Source organism: Thalassospira lucentensis (assembly GCF_011806425.1).
GTDB lineage: Bacteria > Pseudomonadota > Alphaproteobacteria > Rhodospirillales > Thalassospiraceae > Thalassospira > Thalassospira lucentensis_B.
This window is the reverse complement of the sequence record NZ_JAATOV010000005.1, coordinates 197,086-214,609: the sequence shown is the minus strand read 5'-3', so window position 1 is coordinate 214,609 and position 17,524 is coordinate 197,086. Positions and strand designations below refer to the sequence as shown.

At 53.2% G+C, this 17,524-nt stretch carries 16 protein-coding genes; 5 read left to right on the top strand and 11 right to left on the bottom strand.

The window, feature by feature from the left end:
• Window positions 1–73 precede the first annotated feature (73 nt).
• Window positions 74–235, bottom strand: a complete 162-nt coding sequence (locus HCZ99_RS16040) for an RSP_7527 family protein (protein WP_167448034.1) — start codon at window positions 233–235, stop codon at window positions 74–76.
• Between the two features lie 516 nt (window positions 236–751).
• Window positions 752–2,287 (bottom strand): NAD-dependent succinate-semialdehyde dehydrogenase, encoded by a 1,536-nt coding sequence (locus HCZ99_RS16035; protein WP_167448033.1) that lies wholly within the window; start codon window positions 2,285–2,287, stop codon window positions 752–754.
• 194 nt (window positions 2,288–2,481) lie between these two features.
• Between HCZ99_RS16035 and HCZ99_RS16030 the strand changes: the two genes are divergently transcribed.
• Entirely contained in the window at window positions 2,482–2,946 is a 465-nt protein-coding gene (locus tag HCZ99_RS16030) for a c-type cytochrome (RefSeq protein ID WP_167448032.1), read from the top strand.
• A gap of 104 nt (window positions 2,947–3,050) precedes the next feature.
• Here HCZ99_RS16030 and HCZ99_RS16025 read toward each other — a convergent pair whose 3' ends face one another.
• Entirely contained in the window at window positions 3,051–3,767 is a 717-nt protein-coding gene (locus HCZ99_RS16025) for a cytochrome b/b6 domain-containing protein (RefSeq protein WP_167448031.1), read from the bottom strand.
• A gap of 305 nt (window positions 3,768–4,072) precedes the next feature.
• Between HCZ99_RS16025 and HCZ99_RS16020 the strand changes: the two genes are divergently transcribed.
• The 4 genes from HCZ99_RS16020 to HCZ99_RS16005 all read left to right on the top strand — a co-directional run bounded on the left by HCZ99_RS16020 (window position 4,073) and on the right by HCZ99_RS16005 (window position 9,318).
• A complete protein-coding gene (locus tag HCZ99_RS16020) occupies window positions 4,073–5,341 on the top strand; it encodes an imelysin family protein (RefSeq protein WP_167448030.1) in 1,269 nt (422 codons plus the stop codon).
• A 102-nt stretch (window positions 5,342–5,443) separates the two neighbouring features.
• Window positions 5,444–6,931, top strand: a complete 1,488-nt coding sequence (locus HCZ99_RS16015; protein WP_254869657.1) for a di-heme oxidoreductase family protein — start codon at window positions 5,444–5,446, stop codon at window positions 6,929–6,931.
• Window positions 6,932–6,996: 65 nt separating this feature from the next.
• Entirely contained in the window at window positions 6,997–8,127 is a 1,131-nt protein-coding gene (locus HCZ99_RS16010; RefSeq protein WP_167448029.1) for an imelysin family protein, read from the top strand.
• A 51-nt stretch (window positions 8,128–8,178) separates the two neighbouring features.
• On the top strand, window positions 8,179–9,318 hold the full coding sequence (locus tag HCZ99_RS16005; RefSeq protein ID WP_167448028.1) for a DUF1513 domain-containing protein: 1,140 nt from the start codon (window positions 8,179–8,181) through the stop codon (window positions 9,316–9,318).
• Window positions 9,319–9,803: 485 nt separating this feature from the next.
• On the opposite strand, the gene HCZ99_RS16000 is transcribed toward HCZ99_RS16005, so the two are convergent.
• The 8 genes from HCZ99_RS16000 to HCZ99_RS15965 all read right to left on the bottom strand — a co-directional run bounded on the left by HCZ99_RS16000 (window position 9,804) and on the right by HCZ99_RS15965 (window position 17,396).
• On the bottom strand, window positions 9,804–10,562 hold the full coding sequence (locus HCZ99_RS16000) for an IclR family transcriptional regulator (protein ID WP_167448027.1): 759 nt from the start codon (window positions 10,560–10,562) through the stop codon (window positions 9,804–9,806).
• 42 nt (window positions 10,563–10,604) lie between these two features.
• Window positions 10,605–10,991 (bottom strand): RidA family protein, encoded by a 387-nt coding sequence (locus tag HCZ99_RS15995; RefSeq protein ID WP_167448026.1) that lies wholly within the window; start codon window positions 10,989–10,991, stop codon window positions 10,605–10,607.
• A 17-nt stretch (window positions 10,992–11,008) separates the two neighbouring features.
• Window positions 11,009–11,776, bottom strand: coding sequence for an amino acid ABC transporter ATP-binding protein (locus tag HCZ99_RS15990; RefSeq protein WP_167448025.1), 768 nt, complete (start codon window positions 11,774–11,776; stop codon window positions 11,009–11,011).
• 10 nt (window positions 11,777–11,786) lie between these two features.
• Window positions 11,787–12,404, bottom strand: coding sequence for an amino acid ABC transporter permease (locus HCZ99_RS15985; protein WP_254869655.1), 618 nt, complete (start codon window positions 12,402–12,404; stop codon window positions 11,787–11,789).
• A gap of 53 nt (window positions 12,405–12,457) precedes the next feature.
• Window positions 12,458–13,120, bottom strand: a complete 663-nt coding sequence (locus HCZ99_RS15980) for an amino acid ABC transporter permease (protein ID WP_167448023.1) — start codon at window positions 13,118–13,120, stop codon at window positions 12,458–12,460.
• 27 nt (window positions 13,121–13,147) lie between these two features.
• Window positions 13,148–13,984, bottom strand: coding sequence for a transporter substrate-binding domain-containing protein (locus HCZ99_RS15975; protein ID WP_167448022.1), 837 nt, complete (start codon window positions 13,982–13,984; stop codon window positions 13,148–13,150).
• 346 nt (window positions 13,985–14,330) lie between these two features.
• Complete coding sequence (locus HCZ99_RS15970) at window positions 14,331–16,730, bottom strand: heavy metal translocating P-type ATPase (protein WP_167448021.1); 2,400 nt, start codon at window positions 16,728–16,730, stop codon at window positions 14,331–14,333.
• 225 nt (window positions 16,731–16,955) lie between these two features.
• Window positions 16,956–17,396: an ArsR/SmtB family transcription factor gene (locus HCZ99_RS15965; protein WP_167448020.1), complete on the bottom strand. Its 441-nt coding sequence runs from the start codon at window positions 17,394–17,396 to the stop codon at window positions 16,956–16,958.
• Window positions 17,397–17,524: the final 128 nt, after the last annotated feature.

Genomic DNA, 17,524 nt, shown 5'->3' with positions numbered 1-17,524 from the left:
TCGCAAGGGAGGATTGCAAGGGTGTTTTATGGATACCGGACGAACCGGCACCGGAATTTTTCGTACGCTTAGATTAAGCGCCGGCAGCAACGCCGCCATGCGGTTTGTGGTTCGAACCGAACAGCGCGCCGATTTTGCGGACCAGAGCAACGAGCATCTGCTGCATTGCTTTTGCACGGAGACGCTCCGCTTCACGTTCGATAGCAACCAGATCATAATTACGATAGGCGTTCATGGCCGTATCCTTTCAAAAGCATCACGCGCTGTTTGCGCTTGGGTTTGGTGTTTGACTTCGTTGAACCCGATGTACGCCTGTTTCATGATCCCTACGAGCAGAGATTTATCAGCTCACCCATGCAACTGACGCATATCATGAAACACTTATGACACAATTGCCCCATGCGTCTGGCGCATAATTGTCTCATGACAAATAAGACACTCGATTCATTGATCTTTTTCTGACGCTGTTTTCGCACAAACTGAAATAGACCTGTAATACTTCTATATTTCCGCTTACTGATAAGGGGTTCAGAGATGTGACCGTGCAAAAACAGATATGCAAAAATGCCCAAAACCATGCGGGTTATGGGCCAATGGCGATCAAAATCGTATCGATATTTCGTTAGAGTCCCGACCCACAATTTCGCATAGCTTATTAAAAACGACAAAACGGCAATACCATCCAATGATATTGCCGTTTTGCGATCTTGGTATTTTACGGGATTTTGACCCGAATTAGATAGGTATTGGGTTATGAACCGCCCAACGCATAGTTCAGGTATTTGGGTTCAAGATATTCTTCCAATCCCCAATGACCGCCTTCGCGGCCCTGCCCACTTTCCTTCACCCCACCAAACGGCGCGCCTTCGTGGCTGGTGGTGCCGTCATTGATACCGACAACGCCGGTTTCCAGACGATCTGCAATGCGCTGAATATGTCCGACATCGCGACTGTAAAGATAAGACGACAAACCGGTCTGCACACGATTGGCAAGTTCGATCACGGCATCATCGGTATCAAACCGATAGATCGGCGCAATCGGGGCAAAGAGTTCTTCGTTAAAGCAATCGGCATCCAATGGCACATCGGTCATGACCAGCGGACGGGTGAAATGACCAATTTTTGGGATTTCCGCCCCGTAATGCAGGGTCGCGCCAGCCTTTTTCGCGTTCTGCACAAGTCGTTCGACCTTTGCCACCGCCTGACGATTGATCAGCGGGCCAAGGTCCATGCCCGGAATAAAGCCATTGCCGATGGTTTGGGCGTTGCTTGCCGCGATGAACTTTTCGACAAAGGCATCATAGACGCCGTCCTGAACAAATATGCGGTTGGCACAGACACAGGTTTGGCCGCTATTGCGGAATTTCGAAATCATCGCACCAGAGACGGCATCATCAATATCCGCATCATCCATGACGATAAAAGGCGCATTGCCGCCAAGTTCAAGAGATAGCTTTTTCACGGTGGGCGCACATTGCGCCATCAAACGTTTGCCGACTTCGGTCGAACCGGTAAACGACAACATGCGAACACGGTTGTCCCCTGTCAGGGCCTCGCCAATGGGTTGGGGCAGACCGGTGACAACGTTAAAGACGCCGGGCGGGAAGCCTGCCTGTTCGGCAAGCTTGGCGGCAGCCAATGCCGATAACGGGGTATCTTCGGCCGGTTTAACGACAACCGTACAGCCCGCGGCCAATGCCGGGGCGCATTTACGCACCACCATGGTCAGTGGGAAGTTCCACGGCGTAATCGCGGCAACAACGCCCACCGCATGCTTTTGCACGACAACGCGGCGATCACGTTGGGTGGCGGGCATGGTTTGACCATAGGCGCGCTTGGCTTCTTCGCCGTACCATTCGGCATAGGCAATCGCACCGACCACTTCACGCAGCGCCTGATCATAGGGTTTGCCCTGTTCGAGCGTGATCAAGGATGCCAGTTCTTCCTGATGGGCTTCCAGCAGATCACGCCAGCGGCGCAACATTGCCGCGCGATCCTTGGCCAGACGCCTTGACCATGCAGGAAAGGCATCGTGGGCAGCATCAATCGCACGACGGGCTTCTGAGGTGCGCATAAACGGCACCGCACCAATCACATCGCCCTTGGCCGGATCAATGACATCAAGCTTTTCCCGACTGTCCGCGTCGCGCCATTCGCCATTAATATACGCACGGGTCAAATCCCAATCGCGAATAACGGCACGTGCACGTGCGCGGCCTTCGTGAATGGCGGTTTCATCCGCATCTGACGGGGTGCCTGTGGCGACGCTGGGGGCGACAGAAGACATTGAGGCAGTTCCTTTAATCGCACGCGTTGAAAAATCTTTGCTTTCACGCGCTTGTGATTCTGGTTTTTGGGGCGCAACTGGGACACTATGATGACAGACGGGCCAGAAGCAACAAGATGCTTGCTTTAATGCTAATAATATTAAGGCCTGCAAGACCATCAGAGAGACCGCAAAACCAACATAGAGAGAGCCCTATGAAGCACCTTGTGACCGCAGGCATGCTCGGCGCGATGATCGCCGCCGGATCAATGATGTCGATGTCAGCCAACGCTGACGAGATGATGGATAATCAAACCGTTCAAGACCGGCAGATGCTGATGGATGGCATTGGCGGCGCAATGGGGACATTGGGCTGCTATTTGAAAGGTAAATGCGACCTTCCCGACCCGGTTGTGCGCAACCTGGCAAATGGTATCGCCTATGCCGCAACAGTTGCCCCATCCGCCTTTCAGCCGAAAACCCCGGATGCGACGGTAAAAACCACCGCGACGGACAAAGTCTGGTCAGACTGGGATGACTTTGCCAACCGGTTCCCGGAACTTAAAGAAGCTGCCTTAGCAATGGCGTCAGCCGCCGGTGACAAATCGGCGATGGGTGCTGCCATGGGCAATCTTGGCAAAAGCTGCAAAGGCTGCCACGACGAGTATCGTTCAAAATAAGCAAAACCCAGCAAAGCAACACAGTTTGCTTTGAGCCATCGAAAAAAGGCCCCCTTCATACAACCAGTGGAGGGGGCCTTTTATATTATAGCGGATCAACCAGATTAGCCGCGTGCGAGGGTCACCCCGCCCCACACAAGCAATCCGCACAGCACCAAAATGCCAATGCCCAACAATGGCGAGGCGAAGCGGATTTTGGCGAACATGCCCGCAAGTTCAGTCGGGACTTTGCGTGCCCCCGTGATCATTGCCGTAATCAGGTTTTCGCGTTTCACCACCAAATAGAAAAACGCGGCAAACACGTGCAAGCCAACAGCGGCATAGATCAAATTGATATTGTTATGATGGATCCAGTTCATGGTGCTTGCCACATCCGAGCTGGCATAAGCAACAAGGGGCCCGTCAAAAAACAGGAAGGTATCTTCGCTGGTGAAAAGGCCGCTTACGGCCTGTACTGCGACCAGCAACAACAGTACCGCAACCATCCAGCCACCTGCCGGATTGTGCCCGGCATAGGTTAATTCGGCAGCAGTACCCTTTGGCACTTTCGCGGCATATCCCAAAACCCGCTTTGGCCCGGCCAAGAAGGATGCAAAGCGTGCGTTCGAACTGCCGACAAAGCCCCAGATAATTCGAAAGATGACCAAGGTCAGAACGCTGTATCCAGCGATGGCATGAATATCAATCATCACCTGCTGGTTGCTCCACCAGGCGGTCACAACGGCCGCCACCAGCGCCCAATGAAACAGACGCACTGGAAAATCCCACAGTTTGACTTTGGTTTCAGACGATGGCTTTTCTGGCGTTGATGCGTGTATCATTTCGTCCTCTTTGGCACTTAAATCGGCGTGTAACTGCGTGCGGGATACGCAATCGTCATAATGCCCAGTTCAGGACAGATGACCACAATAAATCGGCCTATTACGCGCCCAAAAACCAAAAAAATGAACATAAGAAGATTCTTCAATTGAAAATCATTATCAAAAGCAGTATCAACTAGAAAGAAGCAATGGACTACGGCACCGCATGGGCTGCGCAATTTCTATCCTGCGTCGGCTTTTTTGCTGTTCTGGTCCGCAGGGCTTTTTGCCCTTGGCTCACCATTCAGGGATAGATGGGGACTTCGATGAAAATCGCTAAAATTTTGGGGACGGCCGCGTTGGTGTCGACCCTTGGCGCGCAGGCTTATGCCGCCCCGGCTGCAAAAGACGTTCTGACCACTTATGCCGATATCGCGCATGCAGGTTACGAAGATTCAGTCGTCACCGCGCAGAAACTGCAGACCGCGGTTGATGCCCTGATTGCTGATCCGTCAGAGTTCACCTTTGACGCAGCGAAATCGGCATGGTTGGCGTCACGCGTGCCTTACCAGCAAACCGAAGTTTATCGCTTTGGCAATGCCATTGTTGATGATTGGGAAGGCAAGGTAAACGCATGGCCGCTGGATGAAGGTTTGATCGACTATGTCGAAACCGACCTTTACGGCGAAGAAAGCGAAGAAAACCCGGCCTATACCGCCAATGTCATCGCCAATCCGACCTTGACCATTTCCGGCGAAACCATCGATGCATCAAAAATCAATGCAGACCTGATCGAAGGCCTGCACGAAATTGATGACGTCGAAAGCAATGTCGCAACCGGCTATCACGCGATTGAATTCTTGCTTTGGGGTCAGGACCTTCATGGTACCGACGCTGGCAATGGGGACCGTGAATGGACCGATTACGCCAAAGGCGATGCTTGCACCAACGGCAATTGTGATCGTCGTGGCGCGTACCTGAAAGCTGCAACCGATCTTTTGGTGTCTGATCTTAAATGGATGACCAAGCAGTGGGCTGATGGCGGCGAAGCACGCACAACCGTTCTTGAAGGCGACGGTGTTCCGGGCCTGACCGCAATCGTGACCGGCATGGGATCGCTTTCTTATGGTGAATTGGGTGGTGAGCGTACCAAGCTTGGTCTGTTGCTCCATGATCCGGAAGAAGAGCATGATTGCTTCTCTGACAACACCCATAACAGCCACTTCTACGATGCGCTTGGCATTCAGAATGTCTATCTCGGCCGTTACACCCGTGTCGATGGTTCGGTTGTCGAAGGTCCGTCGCTTTCCGATATGGTTGCGGCATCAAATGCCGATCTTGATACGGAACTTCGCAGCAAACTGGCGGCATCGGTTCTGGCTGGCAAAGCCATGGTGACCCGCGCAGATAAGGGCGAAGCATTTGATCAGCTGATCGCAATGGGCAATGACGACGGCAATGCTGTTGTTCAGGCCTTTGTTGATAGCCTTGTTGATCAGACCAAATCGATCGAACAGATCATTCCGGCCATTGGCATTGACGGTATCGAGTTCGAAGGTTCCGACAGCCTCGACAATCCGACTGCTGTCAACTAAGCCTTTTGACCGCATACCTGCCTTTTTACGGCACCAAACGGCGGGAGATGTTTTCTCCCGCCGTTTTTGCTTATGATTGCACCAACCCATAAGAAGACCGCCATGAAACGTGCCCTTTCCCGTCCGATTGCTGCCGACCTAGTTCGACTTGCCGGTATGTGTGTTGTTGGCTTTTTTGCCGTTGGGATACCCCCGATGATGCATCATGCAACCGCACAAGAAGCCGGAAGTTCAGCCTATCCGGGGGGGGACACAACATGGCTTAAACCCGACGGCCGGAATGCCTTTACGCATTATTCGGCCAATATGCCCTTTGAAAAGCGGATGGACTTCAAGCTGGGCGAAGCGCTATTTCAGCGTCTGTGGGTGATGGCACCGACCCGCACCAGGGCGGCAGACGGACTGGGGCCGCTGTTTAATTCGCGCGCATGCAGCGGCTGTCATATCCGTAATGGCCGGGGTCATCCGGTGGATGAAAATGATCCGGATGCCGGCGCAACATCCATGTTGCTGCGCCTGTCGATCCCCCCGCAAAATATCGATCAGCTGCGCGATCATTTAAACGGCAAACGGTCAACCATTCCCGACCCGGTTTATGGCGGCCAGTTTCAGGACTTTTCCATCCCCGGCATCCCCGCCGAGGGCCGCGTGACCGTTTCTTATGAAAATGCGCCGGTTGCCCTTGCTGATGGCACAGTGGTGAACCTGCGCAAGCCAACCTATGGCATGACCGACTTGGCCTATGGCCCGCCTCATCCCGATATTATGGTTTCCCCGCGCCTTGCCCCGGCGATGATCGGTTTGGGTTTGCTAGAAGCCATTTCGGATGAAACGCTTCTGGCCAACGCCGATCCGCAGGACCGGGACGGCGATGGCATTTCCGGGCGGGTCAATTACGTTTGGGACATCACCAAGCAGGATTTGGCGATTGGACGGTTTGGCTGGAAAGCCGGGATGCCGACCCTTGATCAGCAAAACCAGAACGCCTTTCAGTTTGATATTGGCCTTTCGACCCCGCTTTATCCCAACGGGGCGGGTGATTGCACCGATGCGCAAACCCTTTGTAAAAACGCGCCCAATGGCAACAGCCCGGAATTTAACAACCTGGAAGCCCACGCACAGATCACCGACCTTGTGAAATATTATGCCCGCAATATTGCCCCGCCCGTGCGACCCAACGCCGGGGACGCGGATGTTTTGGCAGGTCAGGAAATCTTTGATGCGATCGGCTGCGCATCATGCCATACGCCGCGCTATGAATTGCCCAAACGCGATGATATGCCAGAACAATCGGGCCAGGTTATTTGGCCCTATACGGACCTTTTGCTGCATGACATGGGCGAAGGATTGGCCGATCACCGCCCCGAAGCACAAGCATCGGGAACGGAATGGCGCACCCCGCCGCTTTGGGGGATTGGGCGCGCAAAAAGCATCGATGCCCGCGCGCAATTCTTGCATGATGGCCGCGCAGAGACCATTCTTGAGGCCGTCCTTTGGCATGGCGGCGAAGCAGGCCCAGCCCGCGATGCGGTCACAAAATTGCCATCGTCTGACCGCAGCAAATTACTGGCATTTTTAAAGTCGCTTTGACCCGCCAGCCGACCATCGAAGTCCGCATCTGCCTTGGAAATCACGTGAATATTCGGAAAAGACATATGTCCTTAAAATTCTGCTGGCGCACCACGAGCTTGCTTGCCACGGCGACCGCCCTTTTGATCAGCACCACCGCCCCAAAGGCCCATGCTGATATCCCCGATGAAAACTATCGCCCGATCCTTGAACATCTTTTGGGTACAGTCATGCCGCCCAAGCTTGATGAGCTAAACGGGGCGACGTCGAATTTGGCCGATGGGTTAAAGGATTTTTGTTCTGATCCGGATGCGGATGGGCTTTTGGAAGTCCAAGGCGACTTTCACAGTGCAATGGATATCTGGCAGGAAATCCAGCCATGGCGCATGGGGCCGTTGGTCGCCAATGGGCGCGATCAGCATATTGAATATTGGCCCGACAAGCATGGTACCGCCACACGCCAATTCCGTAAATTGATGTTTAATAAACCGGCTGCCTTTACCGATCCCAAACAACTGTCCGATGCCAGTGCCGCCCTTCAGGGGTTTCCAGCACTTGAGGAAGTTTTGTTTGATGACAAACACAGCGATCAGTTAATCGCCGCCGACGAAGATGGTGTTTTTCTGTGCCAATATGGCAGCGCGATTGCCACCAATCTTGTCCGCCTGACCGGTGAAGTCCGCGATGAATGGCCGGCCTTTGCCGATGCCATGCGCAACGCTGGCCCCGACAGCATGGATTATGCGACCGCCAAATTTGCCGCAACCGATCTTTATCGTGCCCTGCATGAGGGGCTTTTGATTATTTCCAGTCAGAAGCTGGGACGCCCGATTGGGACCGACGCCAAAGACGCGTCCGCCAGCCGCGGCGAAAGCGAAACATCCAAACGATCGCTTCGCAATATCAGCCACAACCTGATTGGGCTGTTTGCGATTTATGACGGCAAATGGGGGGATGTTGGCCAAGAAGGCAAAGGGCTATCCGCCCTTATTGATAGCAGCCTTCTGGATCGTTCGTTCCGCCTGAACTGGCAGACGGTGCAAGATCAGCTCGATACATTGCCGCCATCGATCACCGAACTTCTTGATCAGCCTGATGGCTATCAAAAGCTGGTTGATCTGGCCGGGCAGATTGATTTGCTGACATCGCTTGTTGAAAACGATGTTGGGGGCAACACCAATCTTGGTGGCGGATTTAACGCACTTGATGGGGATTAAGCCCCGCACTCAAATCACGGGCGGATCGATTTTTTGATTGGAAGACAGGATATGAGACATCAACGTCGCGAGTTTCTAAAACTCATGGGGGTTGGCGGGGCATTTACCTTGTTGCCGCTTGATATCGCGCGCGCCGCAACCACGCTATCAATTGAAGACCGTGCGGTGTATATTTCGGCCAGTGCCGGCGATCATGACGACTATTATGTCAGTGCCTTTAACGCATCGGGCAAGATCCTGTTTGAACGGCCCCTGCCCGGCCGCGGGCATGATATTGGCCTGCGCCCCAATCACGTTGATGTTGCGGCGGTCGAACGCCGCCCGGGTCTTTATGGTTTAATCCTTGATCGCCATACCGGGGATGTGCGCGCCAAATTGCACTGCCCGGAAAATCGCCGGTTCTATGGCCATGCGGTTTATTCCAATGATGGGCGGCTTTTATACATCACGGAAAATGACTTTGATCATGCGCGCGGCGTTGTGTCGGTTTGGGATGCGGTTGATGGGTATCGCCGGATCGCCGAATTTAACAGCTTTGGCACCGGCCCGCATGAACTGCATTTAATGCCGGGTGGCGAACAATTGGTGATCGCCAATGGTGGGCTTCATACCCATCCCGATCAGGATGGCAGAACCCCGCTTAACCTCAGCAGTATGGAACCCAACCTTTCGATCATTGATCGCAAAACCGGGAAACTGATCCATCAGGCAGCACTGAAACACGATTGGCATCAGCTTTCCATTCGACACCTTGATGTGGCATCGAACGGCACGATTGCCGCCGGCTTCCAATATCAAGGGGCGCTGACCGATCAGGTGCCGCTTGTTGGCATCTGGCAACCGGGCCAAGACATCCGCCCGATGGAGGCCCCCGATACCGTGCAACACCGCATGGTGCAATATTGTGGATCGGTGCGGTTTGATGCATCGGGCACAGTATTTGGCATTTCCTGCCCACGCGGCGGATTGATCACGTTCTGGGATGCCAAAACCAACAATTTCCTGACGCATATTGCGGCCCCGGACGGCTGTGGCCTCGCCGCGACGAATCGGACCGGTGAATTTGTCGGCACCAGCGGCCTTGGCACAGGATGGCGGATGGATGCGATTCGTCGAAAACGCATTGAACTGCCCGATTCTTCGTTAAAATCGCTTCATTGGGACAATCATCTACGCCGGATTGAGGCCTGATCTTACGACATATAAGCCCCCGAAAACCCGCGCTTTATGTGCGGGTTTTGTTTATCCGACCGAACCAACCATTCGCAAATTTCCCTCTAAACCCCAGAAAACCGCTGCTATAACCAAGCAACTTAGTCGGGATATTTACAACACCACACGATCAACCAAAACTTTTATGCAATTGATAACGATTTTCACTTGCGTTCGGTTTTGTCCTTGCCTATAACAGTTCTCGACACAGCCCGCGAATGCAACCCATTCGCATATTGTCCCCAAATGGCTTGTCTCTCTCCTACGGGTCCTCTCTCCCCGTAGGCCTCTCAAGGTGGTAAGCGGTGGTTATCGATGCGGGAAGCGATAACCGCCGCTTCTTCTTTATAGCCTTGATTATCTCTTGGAAATAATGTTGCGCTATTTAGCTGCGCCGTTATCGGCTCAAGCGGGCGTGCTTAGTGCATGCCGATCAAACCCGAACAAGAGATCACATCGCAGACTCAAGCGTTATAAGACAGTTTGTCGCCAGCGGCCTGAAGCGCAATCTTGTAATGTTCAAAATTGTCACGTGCGTCTTCTTTGGGGGCTACAATGCACAATGTCGCCGAACAGACCCCATTCTGATCATAGACGGGTGCGGCAAAGCAATGCGTGAACGTATCTACGATGCTGTCAAATGAGAAAAACCGATCCAACTGCGCCTGGCGAATTTCGGCGATATAGGTATCGAAATTCATGCGCTGTCCATTGGGCAGGATAAAGTCTTCATCTGGAATAAGTTCACGTATCTGGTCATCATTAAGGTGACCAAGAAGCAAACGCCCGGATGCGGTCCAAGGAATGGCCGTACGCTCCCCGACATCTGCACTGATGCGGAACGGGCGACTGCCTTCGCGTTGGAGGGCGACAGTATATTTATTGCCATCAAGCATACAGAACTGCGACGTTTCCTTGGTATTGGATGTGATTTCATCCAAGACACTCGCAGCCTGTCGGGTCAGGTCAAAATAGTCACGATACGCTAGTCCGAGGAAATAGACCCGTCGCCCTAAAAACACAGATCCATTGGCGTCGGTCACCTCAAGCATGCCGTGATCGATCAGTGTGCCGACCAAATCATAGACCGTGGATGTCGGCGCGCCGAGTGCCTGAGCAATCTCGGCAGGCCGCTGAGAGGTTTTGACGTCCCGCAGATGATCGAGAATATCGAACGCGCGATCAATTCCGCGCGCGCGCTTGCGTATCTGTCGTTCTGTCATAAACCCCTCACTAAACCGGTCTTTTACAATTGTTGCTGCATGTTATGCCTTACGAAAGGCAATGCAGTCGACCTCAACTTTGCAATCCACAACCATAGATGACTGAACACAGGCGCGTGCGGGCGGATTATCAGAGAAATATTCTTCAAAGACACCATTGAAGCTCCAGAAATCACGGGCATCGTCGAGCCAGACACCAATGCGCATGATATCGGCAGCGCTGTAACCTGCATCTTCGACAATCTTGAGCATATTCTCAATCGCGATACGGGACTGTTCAACAATCCCTACCCCAACAACCTCGCCACCGCGCATCGGGGTTTGTCCAGATACATATAGCCAACCGTCGGCTTCGGTGGCCTTGGCAAACGGTAATGTTTTCTGACCGCTGCCCTTACCTTCACCAACACCGTGTCTCTTGATGCTCATTTATTATCTCCAGATTCTTAAATTTGGGAATTTGCAAGAAAGCCCTGCAAACGTTCGGTTTTAGGCGCCCCGAACATTTCTTCGGAGGTGCCTTCCTCGTGGATCCGTCCTTGATGCATAAAGACGACCTTGGTCGAGACGTCACGTGCAAACCGCATCTCGTGCGTCACAAGCAGCATGGTCATGCCATCATTCGCCAGATCGCGGACGACGGCCAAAACCTCGGCAACAAGTTCGGGATCCAGTGCAGACGTAACTTCATCAAACAGCATGATTTGCGGGTTCATCGCGATTGCACGCGCAATTGCCACACGCTGCTGTTGACCACCTGAAAGCTGCCCCGGGAAATGATCCCGCCGTGCTTCCATACCAACACGTTCAAGCCATTTTTCCGCAACGGAACGTGCCTCGTCCTTTGCCATTCTCTTGGTCTTGATAAGACCAAGCATGACATTCTGAACTGCTGTCATATGCGGAAACAGATTGAACTGCTGAAATGCCATGCCGGTCATTGCGCGCTGCCGCGCAATTTCGCGTTCTGGCAATCGGCGGCGCTGCGACCCGCTGCTTTCACGATATCCAATGGTTTCGCCGACAAGTTCAATCTCACCCTGCTCAAAATCTTCAAGAAGGTTCACGCAGCGCAACAGCGTTGTTTTGCCAGAACCAGAAGACCCGATAAGGGAAACGACATCGCCCTGCTGCAGTGTCAGGTCGATGCCCTTAAGGACTTCGACTTGACCAAAACTCTTGTGCAGGCCCGAAATATTCAAAATTGGGGACATGGTTGCCTCTCTATGGGACCGAAATGCGGCGTTCGACTGCGCGCCCGGCCTGTTCGATCACAAAGTTCAAAAGGAAATAAACAAATCCCGCGAAGAAATAGAATTCGAGGCTCAGATATGTCCGCGAGATCACTTGCTGCGTCGCAAGCAACAGTTCAACCACACCAATAATTGAAAGCAGGGTGGACGCCTTGACGATCTCAGTTGCGGTATTTACCCAAGTTGGCAAAATTTGACGCAAGGCCTGCGGTAACAGGACATAAATGAATGTCTGGCCAAATGTCAGACCAATAGATTTCGCGGCCTCGGTTTGTCCTTTGGGGATCGCGATTAGCGCACCACGTACGATTTCGCCCACATGGGACGAACAGAACAGTGTCAGCGCCAACACGCCCGCCTGAAATGCCGACAGATCAAACCCAACCACCGACAGGATGTAAAAACACGCGAGGATGAGGACAAAAACCGGCGTTCCACGCAAAAAGTCAATGTAAAGCCGCACGGAAAACCGGGTGAACCAACCACCATACGTCATGACAAGACCAATGAACACGCCAAGGATTGAGCCCAACAAGACCGATACAACGGAAATCAGAACTGTGTTCCCCAAGCCGTTGATCAGACTCATCCGAGCATTCCATAACTCTGCCAAAAAAAGAGAGAAATTCATCTGCGAACCTTTCAGCGCGGAATTGCAAGTCGCTGTTCAAGACGGCGCAGCAGAGAAGCGATCATGTAGCAAACAACGACATAGATCATTGATGCCACCATCCATGTTTCGATCACACGGAAGCTCTCCACGTTGATCTTGCGCGCATAGAACGTCAGATCCGGGACCGCGATTGCGGCTGCCAGAGACGTATCCTTAAACAGGGAAATAAAGTTGTTCGACAGCGAAGGCAGAACATTTCGGAACATCACAGGAATGATGATGTTCGTCTTGATCTTTAGTTCCGTCAAACCGATCGCCAGTCCGGCTTCACGCAGTCCTTTTGGCAGAGCCACAAGGCCGGATCGGAACACTTCTGCCAGGTACGCCCCGGCATAGATCGACAGCGTGAAGATGAAGGACGAAATCTTGTCGAGCGCAATGCCCAATTGCGGCAAGGCAAAATAGCAAAACAAGATCAGAACGAGGATCGGGGTATTTCGGATCGCGGAGACATAAGCCACCGCGATCCAACGCAAAGTCTTTTGACGTGACAGCATCCCGAAAGCCGCCAAAAGACCAATCCCGCAGCCAATTGCAATTGAAACAATGGCGAGAAACAGGCCGAGACCAAGCCCCTGTGCCAGAAGGTCCCAATTGCGCCAAATGACGCTAAAATTGAAGTCGTAATTCAAAACAGGTTTCCCCGGATGCTGAGGCGTTTATTTGTATTCGACAGGGAAGCCGATCTTTGGCACGTCAAGCTCTTCACCAAACCAGGTTTTGAAGCTTGCAGCATAGAACGGGAACTCAACGCCAGTCATGCCTTCATGAAGAACGGTGTTGACGAAATTCAGCCAACGCTGATCACCCGGCTTCACAGCACATGAATAGCTCTGTGGGTTCCAAGCATATCCGGCATCCTTATAACGATCCGGGTTCTGAACCATGAACCAGCGCAGAGCAGACTGATCCGTTGCCGCGGCATCGGCACGGCCCGAGTTAAGTGCCTGATACATCAGATCAACACTGTCATACTGATCAACTTCTGCGTCGGGCAGCGCTGAATGCACCATTTCTTCGGCATAAACGTTCTGAAGAACAGCAACCGTGACATCATCGCCCGCAGCTTTCAAAGCGGCGTAATCGGCAAAGTCACCATTAGCCATCAGAAGCAAGCCAACACCTTCGCGGTAATAGGGGATCGTGAATTCGACCTGCTGTGCGCGTTCAGCGGTAACCGTCATGAACTGGCAAGACATATCAACCTTGTCGGTCACCAGATTAGGGATACGTGCATCGCCAGATTGCTGGACATATTCGATTTTGTCGGGGTCACCAAACAGGGCCTTGGCAACAAGACGGCCCATGTCGACGTCGAAACCTTTGAGCTGGTTATCGGAATCCATGAAGTGCCATGGCGGGTTGGTGGAGCCGGTACCAAGGACTAGGTAACCACGGTCAAGCACTTCCTGAAGCTTGCTGGCTTCCTGCGCCATGACAGACCCAGTCGCCAAGGTCATAACGGCTGCAACCGCCATTGTTTTAAGAAAAGTCATCTTTTGTCTCCGCATTTCAATGAGCCACACAATCTTGAACCGTTTCTTGCTTTTTATACGTTATAGCGGAATATGTACCGTTATTACGGATTAACCGTACCACCCGATTTCAAGAAGTGTCAATTTTGTTTTGCAATAAACTGCAGTCGGCAACACAAAACCCTAAGGGCAAAGCATGATCACACACGCCTAGCCCTTAGGGCAGCATTTCCCTGTTTGTGGAGAACGTCATGAATTCTGGAAGTCACCGAACGCGCCAAACCTGTGCCAGCAGATATTATCAATCTACAAGTCCAAAACGCCGCTTTGGGTAAAGCGCTTCATCCCCAACCCGGATGATTTCCGATTAGCTTTTGCGCGGCGCCATCAATAGCCTAAGGCTGTTGATTGTTACCAGCACGGTCGCCCCCGTGTCGGCCATAACGGCCAACCATAGGCCGGTGAGACCGGTGATGGAGGTGACAAGGAAGACGGCCTTTAACCCAAGCGCAATCGTGATATTTTCACGAATGACACGCCGGGCTGCGCGGGACAATTTGACCAAATTGACCACATCGCCGAGACGATCACGCACCGCCACCGCATCGGCGGCTTCGAGGGCGATGTCCGTCCCCCCGCCAATCGCGATACCAACATCGGCGGCTTTTAAGGCCGGGGCGTCGTTGATGCCATCACCAACCATTGCGACCGGTCCGGACCGTTTTGGGTCTTCTCGCAAGGTTGCCAGCGCATTAAGCTTGTCTTCGGGCAGAAGCTCCGCCCGGTAATCCATGCCAAGCTCGCCCGCCATACGTTTGGCAACGCGGGTGGCATCACCGGTCAGCATCACCGGGGTGATGTTCAGGCTGTTAAGATCGGCCAAGGCGGATTTGGCATCGCTGCGCGCTACGTCACGCAGGGCCAATGCCCCGATCACCTGATCGTCTTTCAGGACAATCACCGACGTACTGCCGTCTTCTTCCTGATCAGACAGCCATTTTGCGGTTTCGTCATCGGGTGTCGCGTTCAAACGTTTTGCAGCACCCACCCGATAGAGCACACCGTCAATCCGGCCTTCTACACCAGCCCCAGCAATCGTTCGGGCATCCTCGATCACCGGCAGGTCAAGATTGCGGGTTTCGGCGGCCTGTACCACCGCACGGGCCAGCGGATGGGATGTTACGGCTTCAAGGGCGGCAGCGATAGTAAGGACCCCATTTTCGCCATATCCGTTGGCGGTTTTCATCGCGGCCAGCTTTGGTTTGCCTTCGGTCAGCGTGCCCGTTTTATCAAACGCCATAGTGCGAACCGACCCGATCAGCTCAAGCGCCGCCCCACCTTTAACCAACAGACCAATGCGTGTGGCGCGCGCCAAGGCGGATGTGACGGCTGCGGGGGTAGAGATCACCAAAGCGCACGGGCAGCCGATCAGCAGCAACGCCAAACCGCGATAGATCCATTCTTCCCAGCCCTGCCCGAACAGAACCGGTGGGATAACCACCGTCAGGGCGGCAAGCGCCATAATAATCGGGGTATAGATGCGGGCAAATTTGGCGACGAACCGTTCGACTGGTGCCTTATGCTTTTCGCTTTGTTCGACCAATTCAATGACGCGATCAAGCATCGTCTGGCCTGCCGCACGGGTCACACGGATTTGCACAGGCCGGTCGGTAACGATGGCCCCGGCAAAGACTTCGGCGTCGATATCGCTATAGACCGGAACGGATTCCCCTGTCAGGTGGCTGTTATCAATCTCAGCCGCCCCTTTATGGACGACACCATCCGCCGGAACGCGTTCACCCGGCCGAACTTCGACAATGTCATCATTCGCAAGGGCAGACGGTGCGACGTCTTCAAACCCAGACGTCCCGACACGACGTGCTTGTTCTGGTGTGAGCTTCATGAGGGCTTTAACGCCTTTGCGCGCCTGCCCGGCGGCGACACCTTCAAGGCGTTCCCCAATTGCAAACAGCACGACAACCATACCGGCCTCAAGGCTTTCACCGATGGCCACTGCGCCAAGAACCGCAACCGACATCAAAAGCTCGATCGAGAAGAAGGCCCCACTTTGTGCCAGTCGAAACGCCTTTTTCATTACTGGTACAGCCGCCAAGATCGACGCGACCGACAAGGCATATGGTTCAGCAGCCGGGATCAATGCGCCAACAAAGCCCCCAATGGCAAGACATAGAACGGCAAAGGCGATTTCGTCATTTTCGGATGACCATGGGGCAAAACGACGCAGAAAACTATGGTCGTTTGCATCGGGATCGCCCCCATGATGATCGGCGTGATCTTTGCTGTCGTCTTCGTGCTGTTGGGACGTGCCGTTGTCTGGTGTGTCCGGTTTGGCTGCTTCCTGTGCGGGATAGCCAAGCTTATTGAGTGTTTGGGTTACGGTGTTGCGCGTTTGGGCATCATCATCGTGTAAGCCCAATGTGACGGTTTCGCGCATCATTGAGACATCAACACACGAAACACCGTCCGTTTTGCGCAATGCCGTTTCGATCTTTGCAACGCAGGAACCGCAATCCATGCCGGAAACCTGCCACTGATGATGGGTGACCTGATTTGCATGCGCGGTTAAAACGTCGTGCGCCACCGCTTTCCCATCCACATCAAGCGGCGGGGTTGCGGTAATTCCCTGCCCGTCACTTTCAAAATCGGTATCTGGCAAAGCGGTGCGAAGCGCATTGACCATTTCCGTTTGGCAATTTGCGCAATTCCCAAGCGCTGGGAAATCGTTCCATTTCGCGATGAAGGACATCCGTCACCTCGCAAAGATCAAAATTTCATTCATATGTATATTCAAATTATGATTCATATATGGATCTGTCAAGGACATTCAAATACTCATTTGAATGTCGCTTTAGGTCATGCAAAGCATCGCCACCTTGCCGAGTGGCAGAGGCAGCGGGACCAAGAAACGTCGTGAAAAGGTTAATCTGCGCCAGATGACGGTCATCAAGCAGACCACGCCGTCGCGCTAAGATCAGTCGTGCGTCACGTGGGCAAACACATCGCGCACCACACGCGAAATATGTTCATCATCAATCCGATAGAAAATATGCCGCCCGTGCCGTTCGGACGCCAGAATCCGTTGGTCGCGCAAATGGCGCAAATGATGGCTGCAGAGCGATTGCGACATGTTGGTTGCGTCTGCGAGCTCACTAACAGTCTGGGGCCTTTCCATGCATCGCAGGACAAGCTGCAATCGGCCAGCATCCCCCAACAGTGAAAAGATTTTTGCGGCTGCTTCGATGTGGGGCAAAGACAACTCAGCCCCAACCGCGCGCGATGCATCACGCGTTACAGCCACCCCTTGCTCGGTACTAAGACCAAGACGGGCGGCAGTATCACATTCCTGACAATCCACATCTGATGCGGGTTTTGCCGGATCGGAATTAAGGGGGGTCGCTTTGCTGTCTGACATAGCCCCTATTTTCCATGTCCGATCCGTTGTGGCAAGGGGAAGGATGCAATAAGACGCTTAAATCACGCTTGCACGCAATGTTACCCCCACAAAAGGTCATGTGACATCGGCGTTGTTACACCGATATC